Origin of the sequence: Escherichia sp. 10290, from assembly GCF_030295155.1 — a bacterium.
Lineage (GTDB): Bacteria > Pseudomonadota > Gammaproteobacteria > Enterobacterales > Enterobacteriaceae > Escherichia > Escherichia coli_F.
This window is the reverse complement of record NZ_AP025741.1, coordinates 1,349,051-1,364,770: the sequence shown is the minus strand read 5'-3', so window position 1 is coordinate 1,364,770 and position 15,720 is coordinate 1,349,051. Positions and strand designations below refer to the sequence as shown.

The window sequence follows — 15,720 nt, the reverse complement described above, 5'->3', positions numbered from 1 at the left end:
ACTCACCTCCTGATCAGCGTAATCTGCCTATGCGAACAGCCAGTCGTCCATTCTGATCATAAACCTCAATTTTATCATTGCGGATCACCAGTCCTACATTCTGATTAGAGTAACGAATTGTCAGTTGCCCTTGTGACGTAACACTGAAAAGGCCTCCAATATTCAGGTTACCCTGAGAATCAACCTGAAAGTTTCCGTTCTGAATAACGGCACTCCGGATAACTGGCGAAGTGATACTTACCCCGGCTTTTACCTCATCCGCCACAACCTTCCGCGACACCAGTGTTTCAATCACCGCGTCATAAATCATCGCTTTCGGGATCACAACCTTGCCACCTGATACCGCAAACGGATAGGCGGTGTTATCCGGGTTGTTCGGGTCAAAGACAAACAACTGCGACGCAGAAATTGCAACATGACTTACAGGCCTGCCTTCACTGTCTTTTCCGGCGACAATCCCGATCCCCGCAGTGATACCATCAACTCCCGCTTTTTTTGACCACATTGCCAGAAACGCCCCACCGCCTTCTTTATCCAGTTTAGTGATGCGCTTGTCGACCTCATTAAGCGATTCACTGGTTGACGAATCCAGTGTGCTAATGCGGGTTTCAATACCACCAATCGTTCTTGTCGTTTCTTCCCTGAGAGTCCCCACAACTTCGGTTGTCTTAATTGCAGCATCCTTTACAGCCTGCCCCTGCGCGTTTTTTATTTCTTTACGCAGCTCGGACACAACCGGCGACTTTGCAGCCTCATCGCGGATCTGGTCAATGATGGCCTTCACGCCGATCTGTGTTTGTGCCTGAGTGCCTTTTTCAGCATTCCATGGACCTTTCACTCCTGCCGCGTTAACAAAACGTATCCAGTAAAATCCCGACCAGCCAGGGTCAACCGGATCGCCGTAAACCTGCCCCGGCGTCGTGGCAACCAGCACTGCATCAGCAAGGTCATCCTCCGTACCCCGCCAGATTTCAGTCAGTGAATGTCCGCGATAATTAGGCATATCCCATTCAAGAAGAACCGAGCCAAATCCTCCTGTCGCCTTAAAATTCAGCGGTTTTGTGGGAAAATCAACAGTCATTAAAGTACTGTCAATCTCAATACCCGGATTCAGTGCATATGAGGCACCACCCGATGTTCGACGCCGGGCGAGTTTAAGACCAACCAGTTCCTCACGGGTCACAAATGCGTGGCGTCCGTCACCACGCTGCCCGGTGCCAATTTCCATGTTCTCCACAACTGTGGATAAATCCTTCCCCGCACGCCACGGTTTTCTGGTCATACCGGCATCTCCGACATCGATGTACTCAGGGTTATTCGTTCCACCTGCCCGAATCCGGATACCATCACCTGCCAGTTTTGCCCGGTTGCTGCCGGAAGTCTCACCACACTTCCCTTAAACGTACCCGGCGCAAAATTAATCACAGGAACATCATCAGCCATAATGGTGATCCCCACCCGCTCAGGCGCCGGAGATTTCACCCTGATACAGGAAAAAGAGGTTCTTTCAGGTAATGAAAAAATTTTTGAATGCCACCTTATCGTGGAGGGCAGAGAGCCCCCGGCAAGCACTGACATTTTGTCTCCTGTCACCACGCGCATCATATCTTTCGCGAGATCAACCCATGCGCAGTCAAACGGTGTACTGAGATAACGGATATCCATGTTCACCGGACTGAATACAAACACATCCTGCTTACCATCCGGTTTCGTGTAACAGGCAATGTACTCACCACGCCAGGAATAAGCCACAATGGACGCCGGGTTAAACTGACTCTGCCACTCTTCAGGTGAAATAATCTTTTCCGTTGCCAGTGCTGTATTACCGTTTACATCAACAGATACCAGACCGTTTGTCCCGGCATAGAGTACGAATCCCTCCATCGCCACCATACTTCTTCGGCTCAGGCATGCCTGCATGGAAGGAATTCTGGAGCCAGAAATTGTGGACGGTGATACCCCACTGAACAGATAAGGCTCCCCCTTTGTCGCCACCACCAGTGACGTTCCCAGCGGACAGATAGCCACAATATCTTCTGCCGTCGTGTGACGATTCACTTCCGGCCATGCATACGGCAGATACGCTTCCGAAAACATCACTTCATTACCGGCAAACCCGGCGGCAATACCATTAGCCATCAGGCAAAGGCCTGTCATATTCTCTGGCGGCGGCAGGTAATCCCATGTCGCCAGAGAAGGTCCAAGGTTTTTCCCCGGTATTTTGTCCGTGTAACTGAGCACGGATGCATCCAGTTCAGCCACAAGTAAAAAATCCGCCTCCCCTCCACCTGATGCAGAGCGATAAATCCGGCGGCGTTTAATACTGGCATTCTGCAATGGCACCGGAGACAGCGTCAGCTGTACCGCAGTCCCCGGAGTACGGAGTGTTACCTCCAGAGACGCCGGACCTGGCGGACCTTCTTCACCATAATCTGAGACAAAGGTTTCCGTATAAAACCGGGTTTCGTCATCATTCGGGTTATCGTCAGAAACATCACCGCCCTGCTGAACAGTACAGACAGGTGCTGTCGTCGGCGCGGGGATCCCCAGACGATACGATGATGCCGGATGATTCCCGTCCCCTTTTGTGGCAATGGTTGCATCCGTCACTTTAGGAAAACGCCCGTCAGTGTAGTAAATACGCCCGTGGGGGTCCTGAGCGATCGGACTGCGGATCACATCCACCACATCCGTCCATGCAAACCAGAAATCGTCACGGTAATGAAAAATTGTTTTTGGCTTAATTGTGAATGTTTTCTCAACCTCTGACATCTCGTGTTCAGGCGTGATCACGCCATAGCGAAAATGACAGTTTTCTGCCAGTACAGCAGAATTATCAGGAAGCATAGATTCAATAACGCCTGGCATCATCCCGCGCATAGTGGTTATATCGATATAAGGCATGGTTATCTGGTATCCGAAAATTTGAATGGCAGACGAGGTGGAATAATTAATCCCGGCACAATTTCACGACGTCAACCCGTACAGGAGTCGCTCTTACCGGCCCCCTCCCGGTGAAAACGCATATTGCTCTGTTTACAAAAACCGCCCGTCCACATGCAGGGAATTCGCAATGTCCGGCGAAAATGGCATCGTAAATGAAGCATGTAATCGCGCACGGGAAAAATATGGATTTCCAAAAATCTGAATATTCTCCGCCGTGAAAAAATGCGAACAACATCACTTCACTAATCAGCCTGATATGGCATACTTAGCACGCTAACTATGATAACAAACTAATACCCTAAAACTCATGGTTCCGGGACTGGTCGTGGTCCCGTTTTTTTTATTCAGCCAGCAGGCCATCCGACAACATAACTGCGGATCGCCTTCAGCTCTGTCAGCGCCTCAACCTCTGCTTTCATCTGCAACTGCCGTGTATTAATCTCCACTCCCTTCGCAAACATCGCCTGCTCTGTCGCATCTGCCAGCGCAATGATGTCAGCCGCCGTTACCGGCACCACATTATTATCCCCGTCCGTCCAGGCAAAACCTTCCGGAAGACGGTTATTCTCTGCCATCAGGCGTGTCGTGCTTATCCTGGACAACGTCTTCTTGCCGTAATCCCAGTTCCTTCCGTTGAATTCCATCACGTATTCCATATTCTCCTGCACATCACGCCAGATATTAATCTCTTCCCTTTTCGCCGCTTTTGCCGCTTCCAGTACTGCTTCCGTGGCAACAAAGGCACTCACACTTCCGTACGTTCCTGCTGTCAGCCCCGACCACAAGGCTTTTCCGTGTTCTGTATTATCCGTTTCCGTTGCGGTATACGGCAGCCATACCTGCTCTCCTTTTTCATTCACCGCATCTTCAAACTGCACCTCGCAGTTTATCCCGCCATTTTCGTTATACGCAGCATTACGAACGGCAATAACACCAGTTACCGTCTCTGCCATAACTTTTTCCTCCTCGTTTATTTTATACGAATAAACAGTGACTTCCCTGTCGACATCCCTACATATCCAAGGCAACGCCATGTCCCTGACAGAGTGACAGCCGAGTTGTCGAAACTTACATCAGCATCATAAGAAGATGACGGGCGCAACTGGCTGGCTGCAACACTGTCGCCATAGTCTGCTGTGCCTTCGTACATGGCATAAACCAGAGAACCTATATCCCCCGCACTGACCTGTTGAGCACCTGGTCCAGGATCGCCTTTATCACCTTTCGGACCCTGCGCACCTGCCGGGCCTGCGGCTCCCGTATCCCCTTTAGGTCCCTGTGGCCCCGCCGGACCTGCTGGACCTGCTGGACCTGCTACTCCCGGATCACCTTTATCGCCTTTCGGCCCCGGCGCACCTGCCGGACCTGCTGGTCCAGCCACACCCGGATCGCCTTTGTCACCTTTTGGCCCCTGTGCGCCTGCCGGGCCTGCAGCTCCCGTATCCCCTTTAGGTCCCTGTGGCCCGGTTGCGCCGGTGGCTCCTTTCTCACCCTTTGCCCCAGCAGCGCCAGTATCCCCCTTTGGTCCCAGGGGGCCGGGATCACCTTTCGGTCCCTGAACGCCCCTCGGCCCAGCCGGACCTGCTGGCCCCGTGTCCCCTTTATCTCCTTTCGGACCGGGAACACCACCTCCTGCTGCAGCCTCTTCTGCCTTTGTTTTCGCTTCATTTGCCACATCCATTGCCGCTTTCACCGCTTTCGGGGTGGCTGCCTTCGCTTCATCATCACTGTCCGTTGCGCTGCTTAACTGCACAATTCCCTTCTGTGCCGTCGTCGCATCAGCCACATTTGCAGCGCTGCCTGCCGGACCTGGCTCTCCACGAGGTCCCTGAGGTCCGGTCTCTCCTCGTTCGCCTCTCGGACCTGCAGGACCAGGTTCACCTCGGGGGCCAGTCTCCCCACGCTCACCTCGTGCTCCCATCGGTCCCTGTGGTCCGGCTTCTCCTCGTTCACCTTTAGGACCTTGCGGGCCTGCAGGACCTCCCGGATCACCTTTCTCGCCTTTTGGCCCCATATCCCCCTGGTCCCCTTTAGGCCCCCGCTCTCCGGTATCCCCCTTCAGGCCTGGTATTCCCTGCGGTCCTCGCTCCCCCTGTTCGCCCTTCTCACCACGCGGACCAGCGGGCCCTACAGCCCCCTGAGCACCAACGTCACCACGCTCACCTTTCGGCCCTGCGGGCCCTTGAGGGCCCACTGGACCTGTTTCGCCTTTAGGACCGACATCCCCCTTCGGACCAGTTTCTCCCTGAGGCCCCCGGGGCCCCCGTGCATTCTCAGCCATACGTCTGGCCTCTTCAGCACTGACAGTGGCAGCCTCTGCCCGCTTAAGGATCTCTCCGGCGCTCTCCTGCGCCAGCCTGGCCTTTTCAGCATGCTGTCTGGCTTTTTCTGCATCAGCTCCGGCGGCTTTTTCAGACTCTCCGGCACGGGTCGAGCTTTCCTCTGCATTCCCCGCTGCTGTGACTGCACGGGTCGCAGCCTCAGTGGCATCAGTCGCTTTTTGTCCGGCTTCAGCCGCCCTGCTGGTTGCCGTCTTTGCACTGTCAGATGCACTCTTCGCACTGGCTTCCGCACTTTCTTTTGACTTTATCGCCTGAGTGTTTTTTGTCGTAGTGTCTTCATTAAGGCGACGAATGGTGGCAAGGTCATCCGCAACATTGTTCTGTATCTGCCGGAAATCTGTCAGTAGTTCTCCGGGTATGCTCACCTCAACAAGACTGCGGCGTAACAGCATATTGAGCGTCACCGTACTTTCGGTCCCCTCAATACGCACACGTCCGTAGACAGCAGTTTTCCCTTTCACCGTCACCGAAACCGAATACTCCCCCGGTTCCATCGTCATTCCGTAGTATCCACCTTCACGGGTCACTGCCGACGCACTGGTGCCGCTGAGCGCATCCGGTGAAACTGTCAGCGCCGTCAGGGTAATATTTGCTCCTGATATCGCCTCACCATCAGGAGATTTCAGCGTCCCCGAAACAACAACACTCACACTCCACCTCCGTTAAACACTTTTTTACGGGCAGACAATGCACTGTCTGCCCCCTGTTTGATCCCTAGTTGCTCAACAAAACTCTGATAATGCTGCGCAGCCAGCCCCGATTCTGCGCCACCGGCAGCATCCTTACTGAAAGCGCGAAACAACATCCAGTCCACCAGTGGGTTAACATAAGCCTCTTCCAGTGGAACTGGCGTATCATCGTCCTGCGTCAGAACATACACTGCCTCCGGTATCCGGCTTACCACTGCATCAATACTTATCTCTTTGTCAGGAGCAGGAAACAGCCAGAATACGCGCGGGGACAGGTCGTTGCTGATAAAACATTCAGGAATACCCTTCATTGTGGGCCACTCAGGATACTGCGCATCCAGCACCTCCCGGGATAATGGTCTGACTGCACTACCGTCACTGAGGCATATCACGTCAAGAAGTTGTATTACACCATCGGGCAAAACCTGACGGGCGCCAGGAACACAACTGATTGTTTCCAGGCTTGCGCCAGCATCCGGTCTCGCCAGAATCACTGCCCTCACAGCATCATTGTAATAATCGCACAATTCCTGCAGGGGCCAGCGAACCATCATCGGGTCAACCAGTTGTGTATTCACACGTCCGATGATTTCTGTAATCGTCGTCATCAGTAAAACCTCTGCCTGCGTACAGGGTTGCGGTATGAAGAGTACGGGCTTGTCGCCAGTGTATGACGATATGCCCGACGGATCCCCTCAGAAAACTGCACAGAAAAATACTGTGCGCGTGACGGATCTGACCATGAAACACCAGTCTGCATGAACAACCGCTCAAGTGCCCCCGCTGCCACTTCTTCAGGCCATGTGAGGAGTTCATCCGGTATCTGGCTGCGTCCGGCTTTCGGAGCGACGGCATAAAGCACGCTCACCTCACCGGGAGAACAGGCAAATCGCAGGGAGCGTCCGGAGCTGATATCCACATCCCGACCGACAAAAAGCTCATGATTATCGTCAGAGATACGGATGATATGAACGCACTCCTCATCATCTTTATCATACGGAAGCACAATTTCTTTTCCTGCTACTGGTACAACAGTAACCTCCCGACGGCACACCAACGACTGGCGGCTGAATGCCACGGCAGCCATTGACAGAGCATCCGTCATCATAATGTTCAGTGGACCGCTGATATGACGACGGACATACGGTAAAAAATCACTCAGTTCCGCCATGCTGTTCAGTCTCCGCAACACGACGGCAAAATGCCTCACGCACCCGGATACGGAATGCCTCAGCCGTTTCTTTCGGGTCTTTGTGAATATCCAGCTCTTCTGCCTCACACAGCGTCGCCAGTCGTGCTGAGGTGAGCTTACTTAAATCCACCTCCTGCCCGTTAACAGAAACAACAAAACTGTTCTCCGCTTCTGCCCGCGCAGCAAGCACTCTTTCCTGCGCCTGCTGTGCCTGCCTCAACTGCTCATTCTGTTGTTGCTTTTTCAGAACATCATCAAGCTCTTCATGACGAACCCAGACATCAGGAAACCCCAGCAGTTGCCAGGCCATCGCACTGTCAACATGCACCGGCTCAAGACGTGGGAACAATGTGCGGCTTCCGGTAATGGTGTCCTTTTTCACGGGTTTTGGGCCGATATAGACAACGGCAATTTTCTCACTCATATAATTCCCCGGATAAAAAGCCCGCATGACGCGGGCCGGAAGGTTTTAATCAGTATCCCACCACTGTATAACGCAGCAGAACATTCAGGGTGCCGGTTGCAGCGGCAGTCTTAATGGTGACAGTAACCAGCTCCCCGTCACGCTGTGTGGTGTACGGCTCCACTGGCACATATCTGGCAAATTTTGCAGAAACAGCTTCGCTGTTATCGATGAGAACATGCTCACCGGACTTAATGCTGACGGTTGCAGTACCCAGACCGCCCGTTGAAACCAGCTGGAGTGAGTTGATACGGATGCCCACTGGCAGTGAGAGAAGATGAATAACACTGTCCGCTTCCGCAGCATTCACCGTAAATACGCCTTCTGCCACCGACTCATTACCGTGCGTACCCGTATAGACCCGTTCACTCAGTGACGGGGCAAGGATAGTCTTTGCCATAATTAATGACTCCTGAAAAAGCCGGGCGAAAACCCGGCATGGGGAAAGGAAAAAATCAGAGCTTCACTGCTGTATCAACGGCAATCACACCGTGATCCTGCATCTTGCCGCTCTTCTCGGGGAAACGGATTTTTTTCAGACCGTTGATCCAGCTGATTGCTATCTCAGTACGGTTATCCATATCCGTTTTCTTCTCAACCATGTTGAAGTGACCGCCCGCCTTCTGACCGTAAGCATTTGCCAGCGCCTGAGCCCCCAGTAACATGGCGCGGTCAATATTGGTTGCAGCAGCGACCTCTTTCGTGGTTGCCGTCAGGTTATTCTCTGATACAAGAACCTTTGACCCCTGATAGAAACGTATCGGCATACCCGCATACTTACGAACCAGTATATTGCGCCACATCGCACATTCACCTTTGAACAGCGGATGATTAAAACCTTTTGCACGGTTCACGGCACGAACCATCATCTGGTTCCAGTCCTTACCGGACGTCGAGGTGTACCAGTCATTCCACTGACGCGGCGTGACGTACAGGACGTAATATGGATCTTCTCCGTGAAGTTCATCACCGGACAGACGAACCGGCTGTAACGGATGCGCCATTTCGTCAATGAACAGGGAGAGATTGTCCACCAGGCCAATAGAAAAAATATCTGCCGCTTCAATCTGCTCAAAGCTTGTCGCATCACCGCCAAAAAAGTGACGGTCATGTGTCGGAGGCAGTACATCGTTGATCATGATTTTTTTGAATTCAGGGTGCTCCGCTGTCGGCAGAATAGTGTCGTCAGCAACAAAATCACCACGAGCTCCAGCAAGATGCACTATCGCACACTGGTCCTGCAGGTCATTAAAGTACGTCCCCAGAAGCGTTCTGGCTGAGGATGCCAGGTTAAACTTCGTGCGCTGCTGACTCATACGTCCGCCTGCATCCACCAGGTGACGTCCCTGATTGATTTTCAGGGAGAAGTCAGCATGGCTGAGATCCTCACCACGACCTTCAACACGCTCATCTCCCATCGTCGGACGTTTTGAGAGTTTGTGCATGATGCTGAAGGTCACTTCATCACCGGCCTGTTTGTTAAGGTCTGTGATACGGACAACCGGCGCACCTGCGCTGGTCTGCTTCGTGCTTTTCTTGTCCGGCGAAACCGCTTTTGGCGCTTCCTGCTGTTCAGTAAGGATATTAACCATCGAGCGGTTGCGGTTGGCAGCAGTAAAAAGCGCCACCTGATACAGCTTATTCGCCTGGGCTGATGTTACAGTCGTCATTACTTCAGTACTCCTTCAGTAAGTTACCCTAGCTTCTCCAGAAGTGCGTCTATTTCAGCATTCGTCATACCACGCATAATCGCCTCTGCCTCTGAATGAGAAGCACCAAGTAACCGTTCAAAATTATCACCGATTCCGACGGAGGCCGTGGTGCCTAAATCTGACGGGGAAGCAGGTACTGCCTGCTCCTGTTCAGCGGTCTTCACTTTCTCTTCCGCCGTTTTCCGGATATCCGTTTTGTCTGCCTTGTTGTCAGCAGACGACTCACTGACTTCACCGAAAGCAACCTGGGTACGACGGGCCACTTCAGCGAAACGTTCAGTGAGCGTTTTGTCTTTCCATGCGGGGTCATTCTGGAGCTTCCCGTCGATGGATACGGCAACCGAGAAGCGATCCGGATCGGACTCCTGCCACGTTTTCAGCACCGGCACGGCATTCATCGCATCAAGAACCGGTGATAAATCCTCACCACCATTACCTTCTGCCTGCTGTGTTGATTGCTGAACACGGGACTGGAGATAGTTATTTTTACGGATGAGCGAAGCCACCGCGTCACCAATTTCCGGATACATCTCCCTGATACGGGCAATCTGCTCATCAGAAATTTTTTCGTTTTCCGGTAACGGTGTGGGCTTCATACCGGCCTGGTGGATCTGAGACGTCAGCAGTTCCACCCTGCGTTTTTCTTCAGCTATCTGCCCACGAAGAAGTGCGGCTTCCTGTTCGGCCCGTTGCTTACCGGAACGTTCAGCCTCAAGGACTTCATAGGGAATAACGTGTTTACCGTCGCGGGTGAGCACCCCCTTCGCTTCCGGCTCCTTCACGTCCTGCGTCTGCTCCACACTGGCATCCGGCGTCGGTGCCACATTGTTATCGCCCGTCTGAGTCTGTGCTTCCTCATCCGCATGTTTTTCCGTGGTATCTTCCGTCACGACGTCCTGTGCGTGACTGTCAATATCCACATCCCCAAGTCCTTCCAGCATTTTTTCCAGTTGTTCCGGGGTTTCTTCACCCGTAAATTCAAAATCCATAAATAACTCCGCATGGTCTGTTTATCGGACAGATCCGAATGGTTGAGTAAATAAGGCTTATCGCTGCCCCCGCGAATAAGCGCACCGCTCCCGGAACGCTTACCTCCGGAAACAAAAAACCCCGTACGATGACGGGGTTCAGTTGAAGCCAGAGTTTTCAGAGCGACATTTCATTCATCCGCTGTTGTAACGTATACAGCATCTGTTGCTGAAGAACGTCCTGCTCCTGTTCCATATTCTGTACGCCGGTAATGATTTCTGCCGTATGTGCCTGGTTAAGCGCATCCACATAACGCTGCCCCTGTGTCAGGGCGACTTCCCGCTGTGCACTGGCATTATCCCGTTGTGCAGCTGCATGTGCCCTGGCGGCGTCAGCTTCCAGTTTTGCCACTCTGCCAGCCATCTCGCGCATCTGGAGTTCTGCCTGTTGTTGCTGAAGTGCCTGTTGTTGTGCCGCTACTTCCTGTTCTTCCGGCGTCATTTCATCTGGTGATTTTGGCGTCCCCAGCGCAGCACGAATACGCTCAACAAACTCCTGTTTCTGCGGCACATCCAGAAGATTAACCCACAGGTCGAGCACAACAGCCTGCACCTGAGGCGGCAGCCCCTGAATAACCTCTGACATTCTCTGTGCAAGCTGTGCCTTAAACGCCGGTGTCTGCTGAACAGGCGCCAGCGCAATATGTGTATTTAATCTTGAAATATCATTGGTCAGTTCACCATTATCACCTTCAGCATTGAGGACAATGGTCTGGCGACGCTGGCGATCATCGCGATTAATCACCACTGCATGATTACGGCGTTTTTTCAGGTCATCGAGAAGATAAGCCAGCAACAGTCTTCCCACCTGCTGGCAGGCAAACTGGTAGTTATCGTTGATTTCCGCAAGGGTTGTGGCCCCCTGCTCCACCAGGTTACTGATAGCCACGCCTGACGTCGCACCTGACTCCTGCCCGAGAAATGCGGAATACACTCCCATGGTATCCTGGATAAGTTTTTCCGATTCCTGCATGACCTGAAACTGCTGGCTGGCAACCTGAAAATCCTGCTCAACCCGAAAAACATCTGCGACACTTTTCTGATTTTTTCGGACCGGATTCAGTTTAATAATGCCATCCGGACGTTCGATCTGCTCCATCAGGTCGTTGTCTGACAACTGGGTGGCATCCTCGTCCATAATCACGCGTTTGGCCTGAAGCAACCAGGTCAGCTTGATACGACGAAAATTCACCTCATCCTGTGCCGGAATGGCGCGGGAAATTAGCCCGTATGGCTCCCCGGTTTTATCCTTTCGGTATCCCCAGAAAGGAACCAGCGGAAACATCCCCTGCGGAGCACTACAGGGGCGATCCACAATAAAGTGTGGCCCGACAAACCAGGCTTCACGAATACGGCTTACCCGCCCGACTTTCACCTGAACCCGCCCGGATGCCACAGCTACCGCCTGCATCAGATTATTTTTATCAAAGGCCACCACCCGTCCATTACTGAGTTCAATCACCGGAAGACGCTCGAATGTACGGTAATAAACCACCTGAAGCAGCACACGACGGCGTTCACGCTGAAGCCATTCGTTCTGCTGTCGATCCCATGACTGATACTCTTCCCATGCACTCATCAACGGACTGGGCTGGCCTTCAGTAACCGTGGTATCGACAAAACCACGCCAGTCATCAATGGCATAATCGATAACCTGAGCCATTCCCGGGAATGTAGCTTTTGCCTCATCGGTATCCATCCAGCGGCGACGCATCAGCCAGCGGCAGTCACTTAAATCAGCCTCCCGGCTCAGCCAGTCCCAGAAAACCTCATTCCGGCTGACAGTAGACACCTTAAATTCAGGCCCGAACGGATCGCTGTTTCGTCTGACCTCCACCCAACTGAGGCCCGCCTTGATTTGTTCCGCATAGGCATCAGAGCGGGCCTTATTCATGTTGCCAAGGCGGCATGCATCGGCAAATTCAGCATTAATAGCTTCAGCCAGTTTTTCAGTTTCATCATCTGGCTCGTCTGACATCACCACCAGATCAGTCCGTGTTTTGGCCTCCATTCCCAGAACGCCATCGACGGTAGGCGCGATGAGGTTATGGATAGTCATCGGCTGACCGCGATCTTTCAGTACCTGAAGAACTTCCGGTGGCAACTGATCGCCATCGTAATACGCACAGGCCTTGTTTGCGGCATCACGCCATTTAGGCTGGCTGTCAATATCAGAACAAAGCGCCTGTAACTGGCGCTGAGAAAAACGCGGCGTGGCTCCATTGTCGTTTTTCGTCGCCATGGTGTTAGTTTCATTTTTCATCAGTGAGCCATCCAGTGTGTAGTTCTGCGTTTATCCGTTTTCTGTTTTACCCTCACAGGCATTCTGGCGCGCATCTCCTGGGCAATCATGTAGCTCATGAGTTGATCATCAAAACAGCCTTCCTGTGCATTCATGGAGCCTTTCGCATCATAAACGTAGGTGTTCATTTCCGATAATGTGCCTGACCAGCGGATCCCTGATATTCCATTATTCAGCAGAGTTTTCATTCCCTCAGTCAGGACCGGTTTACTGTGGCGGGTTGTCAGCCAGCCAAGACGGGGCGTATCGTCGTCATATGCCTGGTCAAGGTGCTGTTCGTTGTAGATATAACGCGTCGGATAGAGCTCCCTGAGTTTCAGGATGACTGCATGTCCGTGGTTGTTACGCTCCGGCGCCACAAACGCGTTGTTATACATACGACAGACCTGCGCAATGAGATGAGCAAAAAGTTCAGCATCAAGATGCCCGAACCAGTGAGCCACCTGCTCGCCATTACTGCATTTGACAACATCCAGCGATGAGCGGTCTCCGTGCTCCAGCCCTTCGGCAGTATCTGCCCCACAAACATACTCTTCATCCGGATCCGGCAGTTCCCATACCAGCAGATAATTCATCAGCGTCCGCTGCAACTCGTTTTTATTTCCTTCACGCAGAGACTGAGCTTTAGTCTTCGCTCCTGTAACAGGTTCAATGTCATAAACAATCATCGGTGGCGAACAGAATGATTCTGCCTGCAACGTACTTTCGGCACTGAACACACGTCGTCCGGACGTCAGAAACGCCTCCTGTGGCGTTGAGGGAAACTCCTGCTTCATTTCCTCACGCTGTTCAGTTTCCTTACTGATGTACCACTGCTTCTGCTCATCGGTAAGCGTGATGTTCATTGCCTTCTCAACCGCAGAAAAATACGTCATTTTTTCCCGTGACATCTTCAGCCCGCTTTCAGGCACTCTGGCGCTGTATTTAGGATCCTGCCACCATGCGTAAAAATGGAATTTATAATCCTGTGCCGTCAGCAATAAGCCTGATGCAGTGATCTCCTGTGCACGGTTACTCATATCGTAAAAATCACCACCCACGCCTTCAGCCGTGGATTCATCAAAAATAATGCATTCATCAGAGACGGCATTAAGCGTACCAGTTCGCAGCTCTTTCGCCTTAGCCGGATATTTCGCGCAAATTTTGCCGTGCTCTGAGATATGCAGGCGCTGCACCGTACCTGAGCGAAATGAGGTTGCCACCTGAATACTCGAGCCGTGACCAAACAGGATATAGCCACCGCTGGCACCGCTACGACGTTCAACGATGGTGAATGAGGCTCTCAGCCAGTCAGGGAGATGATCAAACGGTACAGCAATTTTTGTGCGGAAAATTTCACTGGCAGCCTGTTTATCCTGAGCGACGATCCCGCATTTGAGATGCGGAATGAATAATGCCTGGTCGAGAAGATAAATATCAATGGCTGTGGAAAATCCCAGCTGGCGCGCTTTCAGGATAATATTTTTATTGTGCATGCTCCGGAACAACTGGCGCTGCGCCGGTCGCATTCTGAAGGTGACCAGTTCACCTTTTTCGTTCTGTATTTTGTAGAGATGATTGAGCCGCCACCAGGGATTGCTCAGTTTAGTCATGATGAAAAGACGTTGTTCGGCTTCAGTCATTTCTGACGGCTCATCACATCGCGGTTCATTCTTCCGGAATGTCATCCAGTCTCCCCGAATTACTCATTTCATGCAGCGATGACACGATGTCACTGACAGGCGTAACAACGCCCCGACGCTGGCTGGTCAGAATATCGGTTTCAGCTCTGAGTTTATCTCTGGCGGCGTTGATTCTTTCCCGGTCAGCACGAAGTTTTGGTGCTGTCTCAGCCAGGACGTCCAGTGTCAGCAAAGAACGTTCAATTGATTCTATACGGGCAATATTCCGGTCAAGAGCCTGTTCGGCTTTAAGTATTTTGTCGTACAGAGCTACCCGTGTTTCCACGTCAGCCGCCTCTTTCAGGTCGGCGAACATCTTTTTCAATGTTCCTGTTACTGAAAGTGCGCGGGCACGGGTAAACACCAGTTCATCGGCAAGTTCCATTCCGACTGCATCATCTATGAGGTTATCTGCCTCGAGATACTTCGCGTATCCACGGTGTCTGACGGCGTGGGTGTTACGCTGAGAAAAAGCATTTGAAGGTGGCAAAAGTCTGGAACCACGAGTCCGTTTCGTTTCTGCCAAATTTGCGCATTTTTCATCACAACCATCATCGCCTGAAGGCTCGTCATGACTGGAGTTGCCGTCAGATTTCTGCGCACTTTTTTGATCATCAATTTGCGCATTTTTCTGCGCACTTTTCTCTGTATTTCTGGGGGAGTGTTTGCGCAGTTTAATGTACCGCCGAGCCGTGTCATAACTGATATTGTTCTGACGGCACCAGTCCTGAAGCTTTATGCCGGTTTTGACATGTTCGCGTCGAAATGCCTGCTCCAGCTTTTTCCAGTCCAGCTTTGCCATGTCACCTTCTGACGTTCTCTGTTAAAAACTGATGCACAATGACTGCTGTAAATTTTCAGATTTCACACAGCAGAGCCATGTCTGATTAATGTTTAACCTTATTTAGGTTATATCCGCTTCATTCCACTACAGCACCAGATAGGCTGCCTCGCGGATAAATGCTAAAGTCTCCTGATATAGAAACCCGTCGCCACATCGAGCGCTGATCAACATTTGTATATTCACTGCGACAGAAAAAATTTATTTTATTGAATAGTTAGAAATACAGAATTGCATGCTTTATAAGCATTGACGTACACTTCATTTTTAGCAATATATTCTGTTCTCATAGATGATCAGCCCTGCATGCACTGCCGGACACCGTCGGCAATTTTACAGACCTAAGAGGCAATACCAAAAAGCTAACGCGCTTTATCAAGACTTGAGCAACCAACCAATAAAAAAAGCACCAGTACCGCTACCAGTGCCCATTTCGTCGTTGTTCACAGCATTCTGTGTACCCACTGTATTTCGCATCATATCACCACGTCAGACAATCCTTAAGGATTACATAAGATTTACGCATAATAATGCCCATTTTCAA

13 protein-coding genes and 1 pseudogene are annotated in these 15,720 nt (G+C 51.8%); 1 reads left to right on the top strand and 13 read right to left on the bottom strand.

Features of this window, described 5'->3' with window-relative positions; genetic code table 11:
* Window positions 1–13 precede the first annotated feature (13 nt).
* Together QUE74_RS06770 and QUE74_RS06765 are read right to left on the bottom strand one after the other, a co-directional pair.
* Entirely contained in the window at window positions 14–1,282 is a 1,269-nt protein-coding gene (locus QUE74_RS06770) for a phage tail tip fiber protein (protein ID WP_105268496.1), read from the bottom strand.
* Window positions 1,279–2,904 (bottom strand): hypothetical protein, encoded by a 1,626-nt coding sequence (locus tag QUE74_RS06765; RefSeq protein WP_105268497.1) that lies wholly within the window; start codon window positions 2,902–2,904, stop codon window positions 1,279–1,281. The genes QUE74_RS06770 and QUE74_RS06765 overlap by 4 nt, the downstream gene beginning before the upstream one ends.
* 106 nt (window positions 2,905–3,010) lie before the next feature.
* Here QUE74_RS06765 and QUE74_RS06760 point away from each other — a divergent pair.
* Window positions 3,011–3,148, top strand: a pseudogene (locus QUE74_RS06760) (YkgJ family cysteine cluster protein); the annotation flags it as partial.
* A 142-nt stretch (window positions 3,149–3,290) separates the two neighbouring features.
* On the opposite strand, the gene QUE74_RS06755 reads toward QUE74_RS06760, so the two are convergent.
* The 11 genes from QUE74_RS06755 to QUE74_RS06705 all read right to left on the bottom strand — a co-directional run bounded on the left by QUE74_RS06755 (window position 3,291) and on the right by QUE74_RS06705 (window position 15,137).
* The gene (locus tag QUE74_RS06755; protein ID WP_194316111.1) at window positions 3,291–3,899 is read right to left on the bottom strand and encodes a DUF4376 domain-containing protein; all 609 of its coding nucleotides are present in this window, start codon (window positions 3,897–3,899) and stop codon (window positions 3,291–3,293) included.
* Window positions 3,900–3,916: 17 nt separating this feature from the next.
* Window positions 3,917–5,938, bottom strand: a complete 2,022-nt coding sequence (locus QUE74_RS06750; RefSeq protein ID WP_247186310.1) for a tail fiber protein — start codon at window positions 5,936–5,938, stop codon at window positions 3,917–3,919.
* Window positions 5,935–6,585, bottom strand: a complete 651-nt coding sequence (locus tag QUE74_RS06745; protein ID WP_000207922.1) for a phage adaptor protein — start codon at window positions 6,583–6,585, stop codon at window positions 5,935–5,937. The genes QUE74_RS06750 and QUE74_RS06745 overlap by 4 nt, the downstream gene beginning before the upstream one ends.
* Window positions 6,585–7,148 carry a hypothetical protein gene (locus QUE74_RS06740; protein WP_000829202.1) on the bottom strand — a complete coding sequence of 188 codons (564 nt, stop codon included), beginning with the start codon at window positions 7,146–7,148 and terminating at the stop codon, window positions 6,585–6,587. Before QUE74_RS06740 ends, QUE74_RS06745 begins: the two co-directional genes overlap by 1 nt.
* Window positions 7,132–7,593 carry a hypothetical protein gene (locus QUE74_RS06735; RefSeq protein WP_001371266.1) on the bottom strand — a complete coding sequence of 154 codons (462 nt, stop codon included), beginning with the start codon at window positions 7,591–7,593 and terminating at the stop codon, window positions 7,132–7,134. Before QUE74_RS06735 ends, QUE74_RS06740 begins: the two co-directional genes overlap by 17 nt.
* Before the next feature lie 49 nt (window positions 7,594–7,642).
* A complete protein-coding gene (locus QUE74_RS06730; protein WP_001140444.1) occupies window positions 7,643–8,032 on the bottom strand; it encodes a hypothetical protein in 390 nt (129 codons plus the stop codon).
* 55 nt (window positions 8,033–8,087) lie between these two features.
* Window positions 8,088–9,302, bottom strand: a complete 1,215-nt coding sequence (locus tag QUE74_RS06725; protein ID WP_000214474.1) for a N4-gp56 family major capsid protein — start codon at window positions 9,300–9,302, stop codon at window positions 8,088–8,090.
* A gap of 23 nt (window positions 9,303–9,325) precedes the next feature.
* Window positions 9,326–10,333: a hypothetical protein gene (locus QUE74_RS06720; protein ID WP_000345011.1), complete on the bottom strand. Its 1,008-nt coding sequence runs from the start codon at window positions 10,331–10,333 to the stop codon at window positions 9,326–9,328.
* Window positions 10,334–10,490: 157 nt separating this feature from the next.
* Complete coding sequence (locus QUE74_RS06715) at window positions 10,491–12,635, bottom strand: portal protein (RefSeq protein ID WP_000787520.1); 2,145 nt, start codon at window positions 12,633–12,635, stop codon at window positions 10,491–10,493.
* Complete coding sequence (locus tag QUE74_RS06710; protein WP_077167952.1) at window positions 12,635–14,341, bottom strand: terminase large subunit; 1,707 nt, start codon at window positions 14,339–14,341, stop codon at window positions 12,635–12,637. The genes QUE74_RS06715 and QUE74_RS06710 overlap by 1 nt, the downstream gene beginning before the upstream one ends.
* The gene (locus tag QUE74_RS06705) at window positions 14,322–15,137 is read right to left on the bottom strand and encodes a hypothetical protein (RefSeq protein ID WP_033807821.1); all 816 of its coding nucleotides are present in this window, start codon (window positions 15,135–15,137) and stop codon (window positions 14,322–14,324) included. The genes QUE74_RS06710 and QUE74_RS06705 overlap by 20 nt, the downstream gene beginning before the upstream one ends.
* Window positions 15,138–15,720: the final 583 nt, after the last annotated feature.